The organism is Mesorhizobium sp. M1348, assembly GCF_040317925.1.
Classification (GTDB): Bacteria; Pseudomonadota; Alphaproteobacteria; order Rhizobiales; family Rhizobiaceae; genus Mesorhizobium.
The window spans coordinates 1-15491 of the sequence record NZ_JAMYLH010000031.1; the positions used below are offsets into that span (position 1 = coordinate 1).

Below are 15491 nucleotides of genomic sequence, written 5' to 3' on the forward strand. Positions count from 1 at the left end.
CCCCCTCCGCCCCCCCCCCCCCCCCCCCCCCGCGCGGGCCTGCGGGGGGGGGTGTGCTTCGCGGCGCCCGGCCCCGCCGCCCCGCGCCCCCCCCCCACGGCCTTGCTCCCGGCCTTGAGTTCCACATCGCGCAGCTTCTTGGCATGCAGGGAGGGTCGAGCCCACGCGTAACTCTCGCCCTTCATCAACAGATGCCAGATCACGACAGAGAGTTTGCGTGCGGTTGCCACGGCCGCGACATGCTGCCCGCGCCGGGCTCGCACACGCAGGAAGAAGGCTCGCAACGGTCCGGGAGCACGAGCGGCCGCCCAGGCCGCCTCGACGAGCATGCCGCGCGCATGACCACGGCCCTGCTTGGTGATCCGCCCATGGTAGGCCGGACCTGGCCCGGACTGTCGGACGCTTGGGTTCAACCCGAGATAGCTCACGAGCTTCTGCGGATCGTCGAAGCGCGACACGTCGCCGATCGCCGCCTTCATCGCCAGCGCGACGGTCATGTCGACGCCGGGAATGGTCATCAGCCGCTTCACGCCTTCATCCGCGAGAGCCGAGCGGGCAAGATCGCGTTCGATGACCTGGAGGTCTTCGCCCAATCGGTCGAACTCGCGCAGATGCCGATCGATCGCGAGGCGCTCGTCCTGCGGCACGACCTGCTCGCTCAACCATGACCGGCCCTTAGTGCCGCACAGGTCGGCATGCGGGCAGGACGGGATCAGGTGGCTATGAAGGATCGACTGGATGACGTTCTTCAATCGAGACCTCTGCCGGACAATCTGATTGCGCCGTGTCACCTGTCGACGCAGAGCCTGCGTCGGCTCATCCGGAATCCAGACTTCCGGCAGGAAGCCGCTGGCATAGAGCTGCGCCAGAACGCTGGCATCGATCGTGTCCGTCTTGATCTTGGCATAGGCGATGATGCGCACCTGCTTGGGGTTTGCGATCACCACTTTCTTCACATGCGGCGCGACAACCGCGGCGGCCGAGGACGCGTTGCCCGTCGCCTCGATCACCACGACATCATCCAACGACAGCTTTGCGGCGAAGGCATCCAGCAGATCGCGCCGCATGTCGACACGACCCAGCCGCCTGAGCCTGCCGTCCTCCCAAGCTACCGCCTCGGCGAAGGCGCGATGGATATCCAGTCCGATGATGCGCATGCCCGTTCCTCCTTCTTGGCTCGGTCAAAGACGGGAGCTGGCGGGCAACACGACATCTACTGATCCGCGCTCGCAGCGCATCCGGGAAAGTCGCGAGGGGCGGCCATGTAACGAGCTCGGGCTCTCAGCCCACGGTCTATTGACGGCCTGCCTGCACCTTCGTGCTCCCGGTGCCCCACGTCCCGGATGGGCTCACCATAAGGCCGTTCCAAAACAAGAACAGCAGGACGAAAAGGCACCACAGATCACATACCGGATAACGGCAAGGCCGAGCGCTTCATTCAGACTGCCTTGCGCGAATGGGCCTACGCCAGGGCATACGACACCTCAGACCAACGGGCCGAGCATCTGCCTCACTGGCTTCATCGCTACAATTGGCACCGACCCCATGGTAGCCTCAAAGCGAACACGCCCATCAGCCGACTCGGTCTAACTGAGAACAACCTGTTGAGGCTCAACAACTACTAGCGACCCCGTACAGAAGCAGGCCCCCACAACTGGACGGCCCAAGAAAGGATTGACCTATCGAGGCCCGTTACAGGAGCCCGTCTTATGCACGACGATGGGTCTCTGAGGCTGACGGATGTAGTCGACCTTGAACAATTTGGGCTCTAAAGCGGCGACCGGCTTGGGCCGGGGTTGGAGCAGAGAGATCAAGAGCGACAAAAAACCCTTCAGCCATCTGAACAGGAGGGAGAAGTTATTGCCGGCTGCGGCCAGGATGGCGTTGAGGGCCTCGCGCAGTATCTCGGCTTCCAGCGTCTTGCGGCCGAGCATGCGCTCCAGCTCGCGCACGCGTTCTTCGAGCTTCTTGACTTCGGAGTTGCCGACGACAGGTTCGTCTGAATCCACGGCGGCTGCCCCTCCCTCGCTCAACAATCTGCGCCACCGATAAAGGAGATTTGGCGCAACCCCATGCCGGCGGGCGGTAGACGATACCGTCTCGCCCGCCTCAAAGCTCTCCTCGATGATCTGCAGCTTTTGCTCGGTTGTCCACCGCCTGCGGCGGACGTCGCCCGTTATCACTTCAATGCGTCGATACTCGTTGGACATAAGCTTATCCCCAAGCCTGTGCTTGAGCCTTTCTGCCTATGCCGACTGTCCGGTCTAAATGGGGGGCACTTCAGCCGGGCCGCTCGAAGGAGCGGCATCGAAGAGCGCGGTGGTACAGCGCCACGCGTGACGTGCCTGTCGCAGTGCGTTTGTAAACATCGAGCAGCGGGTAGTTTCACAAAGCTACGCGGCGGCCATCTAAGAACGCGATGGTACCGCGCGGAACATTATATTGGCGTATTGAAGACAGTTCGACGCATATTCATAAAACGGAAAAACGCCCGCCGGCGCCTGGTCGCCTGAGTACTCGCAACAGGATGAACAATGACCGAAGCAGCACATCTCACGTTTAATCTCGACACTCCTGGCGTAAGCACGGGGCACCTTGTTGTGCCCAAAGGCGCGGACTGCGAAGCTCTTTCGCTCCCGGTCTTTAGCTGCAATAGAGGGGAGGGTCCGAGTCTACTTATCACTGGCGGAAACCATGGCAATGAACTGCAGGGGCCGATTCTTGCTCGGCGACTTGTTCAATGGCTTCCCGAAGCGCAGAGGTGCGGAAGGATCATTATCGTGCCAGAGATCAATCCACTTGCCGTGCAAGCCTGGACTCGCAACACGCCAATTGATGGAAAGAATCTCAACCGAGTGTTTCCCGGCCGGTCGGATGGCTCGGTAAGCGAACGGATCGCAGATGCGATTTCGCGTCTATTGCTGCCTATGGTGGACACCGTACTCGACCTGCACAGTTTTGGGCCGACCTGGGATTGTGCACCGTCGATCATCACACACCCTATTGCTGATGTCGATCAGATGGCGAAGACGGTCCGCATTTCAGAGGCATTCAAATTGCCGGTGACGTTGCTCTGGGAGCACAACGAAACGGAGGGAATGTTCGATACTTTGGTACATAGACAAGGCAAGACATTCATTTGCACTGAATTTGGCGGCGGCGTGGTCAGCGCCGACGATCTCAAAATCTACGAAGCTGGGGTGCGCAATGGCCTTATTGCGCTAGGGCTGGTCGAGGGCAAAGCCGAGTATCCAACGTTCCGTCAGCAAAAGTCTGGTCAAACACTAGAAACAAATTCCTCCGACCAGGTGAAATCGCCTTCACCGGGCATCTTTGAACCGCGCTGCTCGGTGATGGATGAAGTGAAGCAGGGAGATGTGATAGGCGTCCTACATCCGATGGATTCGCTGTCCGCTGCGTCCATCGATATCCGCGCGCAATCAAAATCTGTCGTGTACGCCATCCGATCGGCAATGTACGTCCAAGGCAACGAAGAAGTGGCGGTACTCGCGCGCCCCTTAGCTCACTGAGGTCGGATGTTCGTCGTCAACCACCCGAGAGATTAAGAGGAAAACGGTAACATGCCGGGCTGTCAGGCGCGGAAGACCGGGTGTCGTCCACATCATGATCTGTCTTTGTCTCGAAGAGATTGGCACTACGATCACCCGATCGTTACTCCTCACTGAGGATGGATACGAGTGAAACATCGAAAGCCCCCGCGCGAGATGAACTTTAAGGACTGACAATTGCGCGACGTGATACTGCAGGACATCTCCCAAAGCTTTTCCGACACGTATTCAAAGCGCCAGAGGTTCCTCGACTTCGCCAAGTGTCTAAAATCATATAAATCGCCAGCCGGGGAACCGGGTGGCGAGGAATTGTTCACCGATGTCGCTCGGTTCGGCAATCCAGCCCGTCAGCTGCATAGGGTCGAGGGCCTCAGATCTTCAAAGTAGATAGCTTGCGCCTTGAACGACGACATGGCGCTGTCGGACGAGGCGCTGGAGGCCTGGATGGCCGTTAAGACCAACCCCCGCCCGCTGGTGCGGACCGTGTCGGCGCTGGATGGCTTCGTAACGGCGGCGGTCACCGGGCCGCGGTTCGCGGACCCGCAAGACTGGATGTGCCCGCTCATGGGGTTGCCGCGCGACGTCTTGACCAAAGGATCTGCAACCGATCATGCCGTGTTTGCCAGCGTCGCCAGGATCCACAACCGGATCAACGAGACGCTCTTCGACAGATCGCAGGATTATGCGCCCCGTTTCGCCACCAAGCCCAGCGGCGGCATCGACCCCCGGCCATGGTGCCAGGGGTTCTACGCGGCCATAATCTCAACATCAAAAAATGGAAACGGCTACTCGACCTTGACAACCCCAACCACGGCCTGCTGCTGCCGATCCTGATCTACTGCGTCGACAAAAAGGGGCGGCCCGTCCTCGGCAAGCCCAGGCCGGGACCCGAGACCGCGCACTTCATCGAGCACGAGGCGTACAAAGACACCGTCTTGGGCGCGGTCAACGCACCCCGCAGTGGGGATAGACGAGCCCCACGGCGTCTGATCGCTTCTTACCTCCCATGGCATCTGCCGCCCGGAAAGACACTCGACAGCTTCGCCTTCGACGCCGTACCGATGGTCTCCAAGGCGCAGGTCATGGCTATGACCGCCGGCGACAGCTGGCTCGCAAAGGTGCCAATATCAATATCCTGTTGTTTGGCCCGCCCGGCGGCGGAAAGTCGCATCTCGCCGCAGCTATCGGGCTCGCACTCATAGAGAACGGCTGGCGTGTTTTGTTCACCCGAACCACCGACCTCGTTTAGAAGCTTCAGGTCGCGCGGCGTGAGCTGCAACTCGAATCCGCCATCGCAAAGCTCGACAAGTTCGATCTGCTCATCCTCGATGATCTGGCCAACGTCACCAAGGACCAGGCCGAAACGAGCGTGCTCTTCGAACTCATCTCCGCAAGATATGAGCGGCGTTCCATCATGGTCACCGCCAATCAGCCCTTTGGAGAATGGAACAGAGTCTTTCCCGACCCCGCCATGACCCTCGCCGCGGTCGATCGGCTTGTTCATCACGCAACGATCTTCGAGATGAATGTCGAAAGCTACCGGCGCAGATCCGCCATGGAAGCCAAACGCCAGCGCGGCAGGCCGGCATCCTACGCGACAATCAAAAACACGCACGAGCCTGTCGCGGAGCGGCAATCAGAAACCGACGAAAGCCTTGCCAGCGACAATCAGCGGATCTAACGCATATTTGGTGCAGGGGCGTCGTTCCCGTGGTTGCCCCGTCTGTTTGTAAGCGCCACGCCGCTCCCCTCGTGCGGGGCATGAGGTGAATGTGCGAAGAATCCTCCCGATCGCGCCGTCCCAACAGCTGGCTACGCAGGCCGGCTCGAGGTTCTGGAAGGTCCGACGGACGGCGGGTTCGCTCGGAGGCCGAGAGAGCCCGGATTGCGGCCGAGAGCCTGATGCCGGGGGTGCAGGTGGCGGCGGTCGCACGCGTCCAAATCGACGTCCATTTTGCCGTCTGCTCCCACGTAGGCCCTCCGTCTCTCGGCGAAGGTGGAGATCGTGATCGACGACATGGTGATCCGAACGGCGGTTGACCTCGAGCAGCTGTCGCAGGTGATCCGAGCGGTTCGGGCCTCGCGATGATTGCACCGGGCAACGATCTGAAGATCTACGTGGCGACCTGGCCGGTTGACTTCCGGCGCGGCATGGACGGATTGGCATTGGCTGTGCAGGAGATGCTAGGCCTCGACCCGTTCTGTGGGGCAGCCTTCGTCTTCCGGGCCAAAAGGGCTGACAGGATCAAGATTTTGGTGTGGGATCGCACCGGCCTTGTGCTCGTTCACAAGCGGCTCGAGGGCTCGAAGTTCGTCTGGCCGCAGGTTCGCGACGGCGTGATGCGCATGTCGCCGGCGATGTTCGCGGCCTTGTTCGAAGGGCTGGATTGGAGACTGGTTCGCCCCGAGCGGGCACGGCGTCCGCAGCTGGCCGGATGAGTGTGGCACAGTGACTCAGGTGCCTTGTCTCCAATGGCGTTATCGGCACTTTAAATCTGACGGTTCTCCAGGAAGAGAACGAGCGTTTGAAGGCGCTCCTCGCCGAGGCGCAGGCAGCTTTGGCAGAGTCCGAGGAGGCGCGCCGCCGCCTGGAGAGCGTCGTCAGCCAGCTCAACCACGAGAAGTTCGGCGCCAAGTCCGAGAAGCTGCATCCCGATCAATACCACCTGCCGCTCGAAGACGTGGAGATCGCGCAGGGCGTGCTCGATGCCGCGCAGGAAAAGGTGCAGCGGGTCATCCGGGGGTGTTCGGACGGCGCGTCCGGTTCGCGCCAGCGCAATCGTGGCCACTTGCCTGCCCATCTGCCGCGGGTGGAGCGGATCATCGAGCCCAAGAGCACGCTGTGTCCGTGCGGCTGCGGCGAGATGGCCAGGATCGGCGAGGATGTCAGCGAGCGGCTCGACGCAATCCCGGCGCAACTGCGCGTGCTGGTCACGCGCCGCCCGAAATACGCTTGCCGGCGCTGCTCGGGCGCCGTCGTGCAGGCGCATGCGCCCGAGCATGTCGTGCCCGGCGGCCTGCCGACCGAGGCGCTGATCGCCCAGGTCATCATCGCCAAGTTCGGTGATCATTTGCCGTTCTACCGGCAGGCCGAGATCTACGCCCGCCAGGGCATCCAGCTGGATCGGGCGACACTGGGCAACTGGGCAGGCCGGGCCTGCTTCCATCTCAAGCCCATAGCCGACCACATGCGCGGGCATCTGGCTGCGGCCGAGCGCCTGTTCATGGACGAGACCACGGCGCCGGTACTCGATCCCGGACGCGGCAAGGTCAAGAAGGGCTTCTTCTGGGCAATCGCTTGACCGCGGCTATGGTAGCCAAGGCCCGCCCATCGTGCTGTTCCACTATGCGCCGGGACGCGGCGGCGAGCATGCCGAACGCTTCCTTCAAGGCTTCGGCGGACAATTCCTGCAGGTTGACGCCTATGAAGGCTATGACCGGCTGACACGCCTGGAGCGGCCACAAGGACCATGGATGCTCGTCCATTGCTGGAGCCACCTGCGCCGACGTTTTGTGAAGCTGGCGCGCACACCAAGTCCCCGATCGCCGAAGCCGCCGTGCGCCAGATCGCTACGCTCTACGCCGTCGAGGCGACGGTGCGCGGCATGACGCCACAAGCTCGGCTCGCCGCCCGACAGCAGTACTCCACCCCGATCATCGCCGCCTTGAAGCCGTGGTTGACAAGCGATTGTCGATGATCTCCTCGGGCTCAAAGCTGGCCGAAGACATCCGCTATGGTCTTGCCCATTGGGAAGGGCTCACCCGCTTCCTCGGCGACGGCCGGCTCGAGCTCGACACCAACCCGGTCGAAAACGCCGTCCGGCCCGTATGCTTGACCAGAAAAAATGCTCTGTTTGCTGGCCATGAGGTCGGGGCCGAAAACTGGGCGCTGCTCTCATCCGTCGTGGCCACCTGCAGGCTCAAAGACGTCAATCCCGTTGCCTACCTCGCCGAAACCCTCGAGGCCATCATCAACGGCCATCCACAGAGCCAGATCGAGGAACTCATGCCCTGGCGATTCCGGAAAACATCAAGCCCAAACCCATAGGTGATCGGCGAGACGCTTACGTCTGTTTCTACGGTCGTTAGGCGGCTGCCAGCAGCCTGTTTCTCAGCAGCGGGTACCCGGAGCGCCCATACATCTGGCGGTTGATGGTCTTGAGACGGTTGATCTGTCCCTCGACGGGACTGGTGCTCCAGGCTTGGGTGATTGCGGCCCGAACAGCCGCAATGTCACGGCCGAGCTGCAAGGGAAGCCAGTTCGCTGTCCGCGGCATCCTCGATCCATTGCTCGAGGCCGGCATCATCGTCGCCGCGTATCAGTGCGGCGAAACGTCGAGCCAGGTCACCCGCCTTCAAGAGCTCCGGCGCGCAGTCATAGAGATGGCCCAAAAATTGCTCGATCTGCTCATCGAGCAAAGTCGGGTCTTCGCTCAGCAACCATGCACAGTTTCGGCGCGATGATGGCCGCCATCGCGCATTTGGCGGAGCGGTCGATGAGCACTGCTGGCGGGCGGCGGACCACCTGTAGACGGTCGCCCTGCTGTCTGCAAAGCCGCCGCGTCGGCCTTCCTGCCAGCGTCCTTCGAGATACTCATGGAAGGGATCCATGAGAACCGAGCGTGCGGGCGGCGCCGGTGCTCGGGCTCCCCGCCCGCTGCAAGCCAGCGCTCGACCGTTCTCACGCTCATGCCGGTCCGGGGCGCGATCTGTCGCGGCGACATGCCGGTCGTCCGCAAATCAAGGACTTCAGCATAGAGTTCACTGCGCTGGTTGCGGCGCGACCGGCGCAGGCCATCAAGCTTCGGGGAAGTCTCCACTGATGGTTCCGGATTGGCGTCGTCATCGCCACTCATCTCGGCATCATCGCCTTTCCGGCGGCACTGACCGCTTTGCGATGGCGGCCGAGGGCCAGACGCAACGCTTCGCCCAGGTTCTGGAGAAGATGCCAGCGGTCGGCGACCTCCGTTGCATCGGGAGCACCGCGACGGGCGCCGTCAGCACAAGCGCCGGCGCGATCGCGAGCGATGACTTCGATGCCCGGATGACGTTTCAGCCATGACGCGACTTGGCATTTCGGTCCGGCAGCAGATCGAGGACGCGGTTGCGCTCAAGATCGCAAATGATCGTTCCGTAGCGCTGCCCCTTGCGCCAGGCCCAGCCGTCGATGCCGACCACCCGCGGCGCGTCCGGCGGCTCGAACCCGGTTGCGCGGATCATCCGCAGCAGCGTGTCGCCGCTTATCGGCATGGCCAGTTTGCGCGACAGGCGCGAGCCGGGTTCACCGCCGACCGCGAAGCCGATCACCAACTGGCTCTCGCCGAGGCGGGCGGTGCGTCTCGCTTTCGGCTGCACCGTTCCCGGCAATCGTTCCGTAAAGATCCGTTGACGGCATTGCGGATCGGCGCAACGGAACCGCCTGGCGTGAAGCCGGATTTCGACAACCCGTCCCTGCCACAGCAGATCAGCCACCCGGCGCATATAGTGGCTGTGGACGCGGCCGGTTCGACAGCCGCAGGAGGGACAGCACGATTCTGTCGCCTTCGGCCGGGCTACCACCTTGTCGGCTTGTGGGAGAATTTGGACAATCGAAAGCTCGGGTGAGACCAGCGAGCGGAAGGCATGGAGCACGGGGGAATCACCGGCGTCGACTGCGATTCCGACTCTATGGACTCATTCGCACCGCCCGTGAATCCCGGCACCTGCACCAAATATGCGGAAGATCCCAATCAAGGTGAGACTCATCCTGATCGTCGCGCTATACCCGCGCCCGCGGACAACAGCACAATCGCGCCCTGCGCGGCATCGGCGTGCGCTGGACCGAGGGTCTGTGGCGCTGCTGGACCGACCACAGGACCTACCAGCCCCACCGGCACCTCACAACGGTCACCGCCCGACCAAGCAGGGTACCCACGTCCGGGCCGACAGGGCTCCGGGCCGGTCAGCCCTGCCCACGATCCTGCCCGCCGCCACCGTTGGGCCGAACGTCGAGGTTGACAGCGGGAGTCTGCATCATCCGCCTGATCCGCGGCTCGTTCCGGTACGCCTCCCGCCGGTACTGGGACGAGCTAGCCAAGGACCCCAAGCCCATCTACTAGGCGGTCAACGCCGCCGCTGCGGGGCACGCGCTCGACGAGCTCGAGGACAAGTGGGGGCGCGATACCCGGCTGGACTACGGCCTCGAGATCCGGCGGGTGGTCTGCTCGACCAACGCCATCGAGTGCCTCAACGCCCGCTATGGCCGGGCGGTCAAAGCCAGAGTTCACTTCCCGACCGAGCAGGCCGCGACGAAATGCCTCTACCTGGTCACCGGTCGACCTCAATGGCACCTGCTAGACACGATGGGTAGTGCGGTGGAAGCCCGCCCTGAATGCCTTCGCCGTTACCTTCGCCGACCGGATGATGCCGGCCGCCGGAAACCACTAACACGATGAAACGCCACTTACACCGTTGATCTGAAAGATCCTCTGACAGTCGCCTGGATCAAGGCTGAACCATTGGGTGGATGGTGAGGCTGTCGATTCGGAGCATCGGTGGTTGGAGGCAGCACCAGATGACCGCGTCGGCGACTTGTTGTACTGACATCCTTCCGGCCTGGAGTCCGGGCTCGGGGTCGGGTGCGGTTGCGATCCATCCCGGTTGGATGACGACGACCCGGATTCCGTTCTCGCGATGTTCGAGTCCGGTGACCTCGGAAAGGGCAACAAGCGCTCTTTTTGTGGCGCAGTAGACGCCGCCGTTGGCGACGGCGCGATAGGCGAGGTCGGAAGCGATATTGATGATCGTGCCCGACTTGCGATCGATCATTGCGGGTAGCACGGCCTGGGTGAAGGCGAAGGGAGCGGCCAGTTCGACCATCGTCGAGTCGACGAAGGTCTGAACTCTCATCTCAAGGATGGGAGCGAAGGACTGCAGCGCCGCGTTGTTGATCAGGATCGTCGGCGGGCCGATTTCAGCGGTGACAGCCTTAACGACCTCCGTAGCGATGGTTGGGTCGCGGAGGTCGGCGGGAAACGCGGCCGCTTTGTAGCCGCCGTCCTGGAGCGCTGCGGTCGTTGCGTCAAGATCATCAGAGGGTCGGGCGACGAGGGCGATGTTCGCGCCCTGTGCCGCCAGCGCTCGTGAGATCGCAGCGCCGAGGCCGCGGCTTGCTCCGGTGACGAGTGCGATCTCACCGTCGAGTGGTCTGCCAGCGTCCATTACCCGAGCCCCATGCCGCCGTCGACGTGCAGCGTGCTGGCGGTGATGAAGGCAGCATCGTCGCTGGCGAGGAAAGCGACTGCGGCCGCGACCTCTGCCGGCCGACCGAGGCGCCTCATGATGTTGTAGCCCTCGTCGAGTTCCGCGTCTTCGAGTTGACGCTTCGTCGCTGCCGGATCCGAGGCGCTGGCGAAGTGCATTTCGGTCACCATCCCGCCAGGCGCGACCTCATTGACCCGGATGCGGTACTGCCACAATTCTGCTGCGAGCGAGCGGGTGAGTCCACCAATCCCCGCTTTAGTCGTGTCGTAGATAGTTTTTGAGGAACGGGGCCTGAAGCCAGCTTCCGACGAGACGTTGACGATCGCCGCGCCCCGGTCGCGCAGTAACGGCAGCAGCGCCTTTGTGAGCAGCAGCGGTGCGCGCAGGTTGACGGCGACCTGCAGCTCCCAGTCCTCATCGCTGATCTCCTCGAACCGCGCCGGGCGGACGACCCCTGCGTTGTTGACCAGCACATCGAGGCCATCGACAGCTGCGGCAGTTTGTTCTGCGAGTTGGGCGGCCGAGTCGGTGCGACCGAGGTCAGCTTCGAGGAAGACGTGGCCGCCGCCCGCCAACGCTGTCGCCAGCTGCTGTCCTTTGCTCGCGTCGATGTCAGCGACCAGCAGGCGGGCGCCTTCGTGAGCGAGCCGTTTCGCAATCTCCGCGCCCAGGCCCATCGCCGCGCCCGTCACAAGCGCCGTCTTGCCGTCAAACCGCCGCAGCGCCACGGAATCCGTCCGGCTTGTCGTCACTTTTCCATGATGGTTCGTAATGTTCATTCCTAATCTCCATTCGAAAGACGACCCGAATTTCGTCTCCAAGATCACTTGATCAATTCATGTTTGGCTTCCCTACGGCGTTCGCGTCTGCGCGCTGCTGAAGAGCGTTGAAATCTAACGCACTGCGTGTTTCGCGGGCTCAGCGACTAGGAATTCTTTCACGACCGCCGTTTACACCTGAACTTCAACATTCTGCTAGACCAACGACCCACCAAACAACAGTCTGTCCAGCACCGAACCCGCATCGTAAAAGATTTTGTTCATGTCGGCTGCTCAAGAGTTGATCAATGCTTCATCATCTTCGCAATCGTCTTGTGCGATCCCGCTTAGATCGGTAGGCGTCAGTTGTTCTTGGTGGCGCGAATACTGGCCAATATGCGCCACGTGGCGTAGAGTTCGCCAATATAATTTCCCGGACAGTACCATCGTGTTTTCAGATGGCTGGCCACGATACGCTTGGACAAAGCCATCATGTGCAGCCCGTGTGGGGACGACCGGACCGACGGTCCGGATTACGCATCCATTCACCCTCTGAAGGCAAGACGTTCAAGGCGATTAGAACGCTTCCGCCGACGACGCCAGCGAAGAGGAGCTGGCCGATCTCATCCTCGGCATTGATCCGGCATGTATTTGCATCGAGCTGGATTTGAGAAGGAGAATTGCAGGAATGATCAGAAGCAGCCCGATTACCCGGGATCTGGAAGACCGCTGAACGACGGTAGCCAGAAAATCGTCGCGCTGTAGCGAGGCGATGGCCGAGGTTTCCGCCAGCCATCCCGCATGCCACCATGAGCAACAGGTGTGCCAATCCATCGAGAAGACCGGCACCGACGGCGATGCCCGAGCTGCGCGCGGGTGAAACGCCACACTTGGGTATTTCAAAGTCACCGCGGGTAGTCGCCACAAAACGCCGTGGCACGGACAAGCAGCTCCCCTGTCGCGTCGACTCTGTGGAGACCTATGTAGAACAGCGCCAAAGCAAGCCTGCCGATAATGGCGGTGATGACCGAGCGGTTCCGCATACTATCGCGCCAGTCGCCGCTCAGGCCTGACAGAAACCTCGCGCCCTAGAGCACGTCCTGGGATCGATGAATCGATTGTGACGTGACGACGGCCTGAGCTGGTGATTCAACATCCACTTTGAGGTGGATGATGGCAAGAGCATTGAGCGACGATCTTCGATCCCGGGTTTTGAAAGCTTCGGACGAGGGCATGTCGGCACGGCAAGCTGCGGCTGACAGGCATGACCGCGCCTTTCGTCTACGACGGCGCCATGAACGGCAATGTGTTCCTCGCCTATATAGACGGCAGCGGCGAGCCCCAAGCCAGACGGCCAGTCAAAGGTCTACCAAAACAAAATCCACGAAAGCTGAGACGGCGATCGCAATGATGGGGGTGATTGGCGCGACCTGGGCCATTTGTTCGGTATTCAGCGTTTGTCGATTGGCCTCCTGTCTTTACCCCTGCTCGCAGCCGTCGATTCGAAAAGACTGATCGCCGTAATGCAAAAACGACAGGCGAGATGCGCTTTAAATTCCGAATGCCTCCCTGGCCAAGCAGTTCGCCAGTCTCGCTGCCTGATCAGCATCTCGCCAATTCGCGTGCAGGCGTTGCAACATGTCCTTCAAAGAAATTCATAGACTCGTAGTCTAAGGCTCAGAAGGTCAGGATCGGGCAGAGCATTTTTCGTGACGCCCTGATGGAATATTGGAACGGTAGTTGCCCGTTGAGCGGGATATCCAGTCCTGATCTCCTGCGAGCGTCGCATATGATGCCATGGGCTCGCTGCGAGACGGACGGTCAGCGACTCGACGTGCATAACGGACTTCTACTGTCCGCCTTGTGGGATGCCGCATTCGACGCTGGCCTGGTGACATTCGGCGATGATGGACAGGTTTTGGTCTCTTATCGCTTAGAAGGTGCCGCCCAAAAAGCGCTAAGCCTCAGCTCTGCGCCGACGTTGATGCTCCGTAGGGAGCATGGGCCTTACCTCGCATTTCATAGAAACCGCATCTGGCATGAGATTGAATCTACCAAACTAGAGGTCGTGTGCGAACAAGGCCCGATCGATGCCTGATGGGTCGCCCGCATCGTCCTTGAGGCTGTGCAAGACATGCTCTTGCGTCTCGCCTTGCAGATGGCGCGCGACGACTACGAGACCCGGCGGGAACTTCAGCGCCAGGGCATCGAATTGGCGAAACGTGGGGGCAAGTAGGCGGCCGACCTATAGCGCGTCGATCTGGAAGAGACCTGCGCGACTTGTTTGTCGCCGCGCATCCCACGTCATCTCGTCGCGAGAAGACAACAATCTGTAAACTCGATTGGACTGCGGCGGCCGATGGCTTCTATTCTAAATCAAGGGCATGGATTTGATTGCAGCCTACAGGGCACCTCGAATGAGCGAATTTTTTTTTGCAGCAGTTAGCGTAACGATCGCAACATCTCGCGTCGAGGCTGAGCCTGCCGATCTTATGCGAAACGTAGCTCGGATTCACAAGATAGCAGCTGACTCGACGAAAACTGCGGCCATTTTCTTCGATCGTCCGATGTCACACTGAGATGAGCTCGCGCAACCCCAAGCAGATCGATGCGATTGGTGTCAGCCATCTGCCAGAACGACTCCAGCACATCATCCGACGCCGTGACGCAGTGCTCGGTCCTGGCTACCAATTTTCCGAGACGATTCCGGTGGAGTTTGTCTCGGGATTTGGTGCTCACTTAGTAGACATCGACGGCAATGACTATCTCGACGCGTTTAACAACGTGCAGGGCGTCGGCCACGCGCACAAGCATGTTGCGGACGCCGTTTCCCGCCAGATTGCCACAGTCAACACTGATACACGCTACCCCCAGGAAGCGCTGGTCGCCTATGCTGAGCGGCTACTTGCAACATTCCCAGCTGAACTGTCGAGGCTAAGCTTGCCCTGCACTGGATCTGAAGCAAATGACCTTGCAATTCGGGTCGCGAGGTTCCATACGGGCGGCGAGGGTATCATAGTTACTCGCTGGGCGTTTCACGGTCGCACTCGTGAAGTCGCCAGTTTTTCCCCAATGCTAGGCGCAGGATCCCCGCTCGGACCAAACGTCCGACTTATTGCCGCTCCTGACCCCAGGTTCTGCGGACCCGAACAATCCCTCGAGAAATATATGCAGGATCAAGTGCGTGCCGCGATTCTTGATCTCGAGCGGCACGGATACCGGCTAGCAGCCTTGATTGCTGATTCCGCTTTCACCTCCGACGGCATTTTTACTCATCCTGTAGGCTTCATGCAGGCAATGGTCGACGAGGTCCATGCCGCTGGCGGCCTCCACATTGCTGACGAGGTTCAATCGGGGTTCGCTCAGCTCGGGGATTCGATGTGGGGGTTCAGTCGGCACGGCGTGGTTCCTGATATCGTCACAATGGGCAAGGCGATTGGGAACGGTTTTCCCATCTCTGGCGTTGCCTTCCGCCCGGAGGTCTCTGATGAATTCGGACGAAAAGTCAGCTACTTCAACACACTGGGTGGCCGATCGCTTTCGATAGCTGCAGCGTCCGCAGTGCTCGATGTGTTGGAGCAGGAGAATGTGCGCGAACGCGTTGCCGTGAACGGAGCGACCCTGCTGGCAGGGCTTGAAACGCTGACAAGGGATTCTCCTTATGTTGCGGAAACCAGGGGCAGTGGCCTGTACCTTGGCGTTGAGATCGTCAAGGACAGAAGGACGCTCGAGCCCGATCCTATTCGTTGTGAAAGCGTCATCAAGGACCTCCGCGATCGGCGAGTTCTGATCAGCCGGACCGGGCCCGCAGGTAACGTGTTGAAAGTTCGACCTCCAGTCGCTTTCACCGCTGCGGACGTGTCTCGATTCCTTGAGACATTTGCCATCGTAGCGAAACAGCGGCTCTAGAGGGTTCTAGCAA

The 15491-nt window shown here is 61.0% G+C and carries 14 protein-coding genes and 6 pseudogenes; 12 read left to right on the plus strand and 8 right to left on the minus strand.

All coding sequences use genetic code 11. The features are described from left to right. Positions 1-1157 (minus strand): IS110 family RNA-guided transposase (locus NKH13_RS30055; RefSeq protein ID WP_352916410.1); only part of this gene is annotated, 1157 nt, incomplete at its 3' end. Between the two features lie 258 nt (positions 1158-1415). Between NKH13_RS30055 and NKH13_RS30060 the strand changes: the two are divergent. Further along, positions 1416-1625: pseudogene (locus NKH13_RS30060) on the plus strand (integrase core domain-containing protein); the annotation flags it as partial. 258 nt (positions 1626-1883) lie between these two features. Here the strand turns inward: NKH13_RS30060 and NKH13_RS30065 are convergent. After that, positions 1884-2210: pseudogene (locus NKH13_RS30065) on the minus strand (transposase); the annotation flags it as partial. Between the two features lie 324 nt (positions 2211-2534). On the opposite strand from NKH13_RS30065, the gene NKH13_RS30070 reads away from it, so the two are divergent. The 7 genes and pseudogenes from NKH13_RS30070 to NKH13_RS30100 all read left to right on the plus strand — a co-directional run bounded on the left by NKH13_RS30070 (position 2535) and on the right by NKH13_RS30100 (position 7617). Next, the gene (locus tag NKH13_RS30070; RefSeq protein WP_352916412.1) at positions 2535-3530 is read left to right on the plus strand and encodes a succinylglutamate desuccinylase/aspartoacylase family protein; all 996 of its coding nucleotides are present in this window, start codon (positions 2535-2537) and stop codon (positions 3528-3530) included. A 438-nt stretch (positions 3531-3968) separates the two neighbouring features. Beyond that, entirely contained in the window at positions 3969-4403 is a 435-nt protein-coding gene (locus tag NKH13_RS30075) for a UPF0149 family protein (protein ID WP_352916414.1), read from the plus strand. A gap of 173 nt (positions 4404-4576) precedes the next feature. Beyond that, positions 4577-5250 (plus strand): annotated as a pseudogene (gene istB, locus NKH13_RS30080) (IS21-like element helper ATPase IstB); the annotation flags it as partial. Between the two features lie 404 nt (positions 5251-5654). Continuing rightward, complete coding sequence (tnpB, locus tag NKH13_RS30085; protein ID WP_352916416.1) at positions 5655-6008, plus strand: IS66 family insertion sequence element accessory protein TnpB; 354 nt, start codon at positions 5655-5657, stop codon at positions 6006-6008. 86 nt (positions 6009-6094) lie between these two features. Continuing rightward, positions 6095-6871: an IS66 family transposase gene (tnpC, locus tag NKH13_RS30090; protein ID WP_352916417.1), complete on the plus strand. Its 777-nt coding sequence runs from the start codon at positions 6095-6097 to the stop codon at positions 6869-6871. A gap of 31 nt (positions 6872-6902) precedes the next feature. After that, positions 6903-7389: pseudogene (locus NKH13_RS30095) on the plus strand (IS66 family transposase); the annotation flags it as partial. An 84-nt stretch (positions 7390-7473) separates the two neighbouring features. Further along, on the plus strand, positions 7474-7617 hold the full coding sequence (locus tag NKH13_RS30100; RefSeq protein ID WP_352916494.1) for a transposase domain-containing protein: 144 nt from the start codon (positions 7474-7476) through the stop codon (positions 7615-7617). Between the two features lie 37 nt (positions 7618-7654). Here the strand turns inward: NKH13_RS30100 and NKH13_RS30105 are convergent, their stop codons facing one another. Both NKH13_RS30105 and NKH13_RS30110 read right to left on the minus strand, forming a co-directional pair. Next, the gene (locus NKH13_RS30105; protein ID WP_352916419.1) at positions 7655-7846 is read right to left on the minus strand and encodes a hypothetical protein; all 192 of its coding nucleotides are present in this window, start codon (positions 7844-7846) and stop codon (positions 7655-7657) included. A gap of 156 nt (positions 7847-8002) precedes the next feature. Then, complete coding sequence (locus NKH13_RS30110; RefSeq protein WP_352916421.1) at positions 8003-8425, minus strand: helix-turn-helix domain-containing protein; 423 nt, start codon at positions 8423-8425, stop codon at positions 8003-8005. Here NKH13_RS30110 and NKH13_RS30115 point away from each other — a divergent pair. Next, positions 8392-8631 carry a hypothetical protein gene (locus NKH13_RS30115; protein WP_352916502.1) on the plus strand — a complete coding sequence of 80 codons (240 nt, stop codon included), beginning with the start codon at positions 8392-8394 and terminating at the stop codon, positions 8629-8631. The two genes, NKH13_RS30110 and NKH13_RS30115, sit on opposite strands and share 34 nt — an antisense overlap. Here NKH13_RS30115 and NKH13_RS30120 read toward each other — a convergent pair. Beyond that, positions 8622-8879 (minus strand): hypothetical protein, encoded by a 258-nt coding sequence (locus tag NKH13_RS30120; protein ID WP_352916504.1) that lies wholly within the window; start codon positions 8877-8879, stop codon positions 8622-8624. The two genes, NKH13_RS30115 and NKH13_RS30120, sit on opposite strands and share 10 nt — an antisense overlap. Positions 8880-8981: 102 nt before the next feature. Further along, positions 8982-9200: pseudogene (locus NKH13_RS35775) on the minus strand (transposase family protein); the annotation flags it as partial. Positions 9201-9565: 365 nt separating this feature from the next. On the opposite strand from NKH13_RS35775, the pseudogene NKH13_RS30125 reads away from it, so the two are divergent. Then, positions 9566-9995: pseudogene (locus NKH13_RS30125) on the plus strand (transposase); the annotation flags it as partial. Positions 9996-10052: 57 nt separating this feature from the next. Here the strand turns inward: NKH13_RS30125 and NKH13_RS30130 are convergent. Then, entirely contained in the window at positions 10053-10769 is a 717-nt protein-coding gene (locus tag NKH13_RS30130) for an SDR family oxidoreductase (RefSeq protein WP_352916423.1), read from the minus strand. Continuing rightward, positions 10769-11590, minus strand: a complete 822-nt coding sequence (locus tag NKH13_RS30135) for an SDR family NAD(P)-dependent oxidoreductase (RefSeq protein WP_352916425.1) — start codon at positions 11588-11590, stop codon at positions 10769-10771. Before NKH13_RS30135 ends, NKH13_RS30130 begins: the two co-directional genes overlap by 1 nt. Positions 11591-13361: 1771 nt before the next feature. On the opposite strand from NKH13_RS30135, the gene NKH13_RS35780 reads away from it, so the two are divergent. Beyond that, positions 13362-13667 carry an HNH endonuclease gene (locus tag NKH13_RS35780; protein WP_502914599.1) on the plus strand — a complete coding sequence of 102 codons (306 nt, stop codon included), beginning with the start codon at positions 13362-13364 and terminating at the stop codon, positions 13665-13667. A 482-nt stretch (positions 13668-14149) separates the two neighbouring features. Next, positions 14150-15478: an aspartate aminotransferase family protein gene (locus NKH13_RS30150; RefSeq protein ID WP_352916427.1), complete on the plus strand. Its 1329-nt coding sequence runs from the start codon at positions 14150-14152 to the stop codon at positions 15476-15478. Positions 15479-15491: the final 13 nt, after the last annotated feature.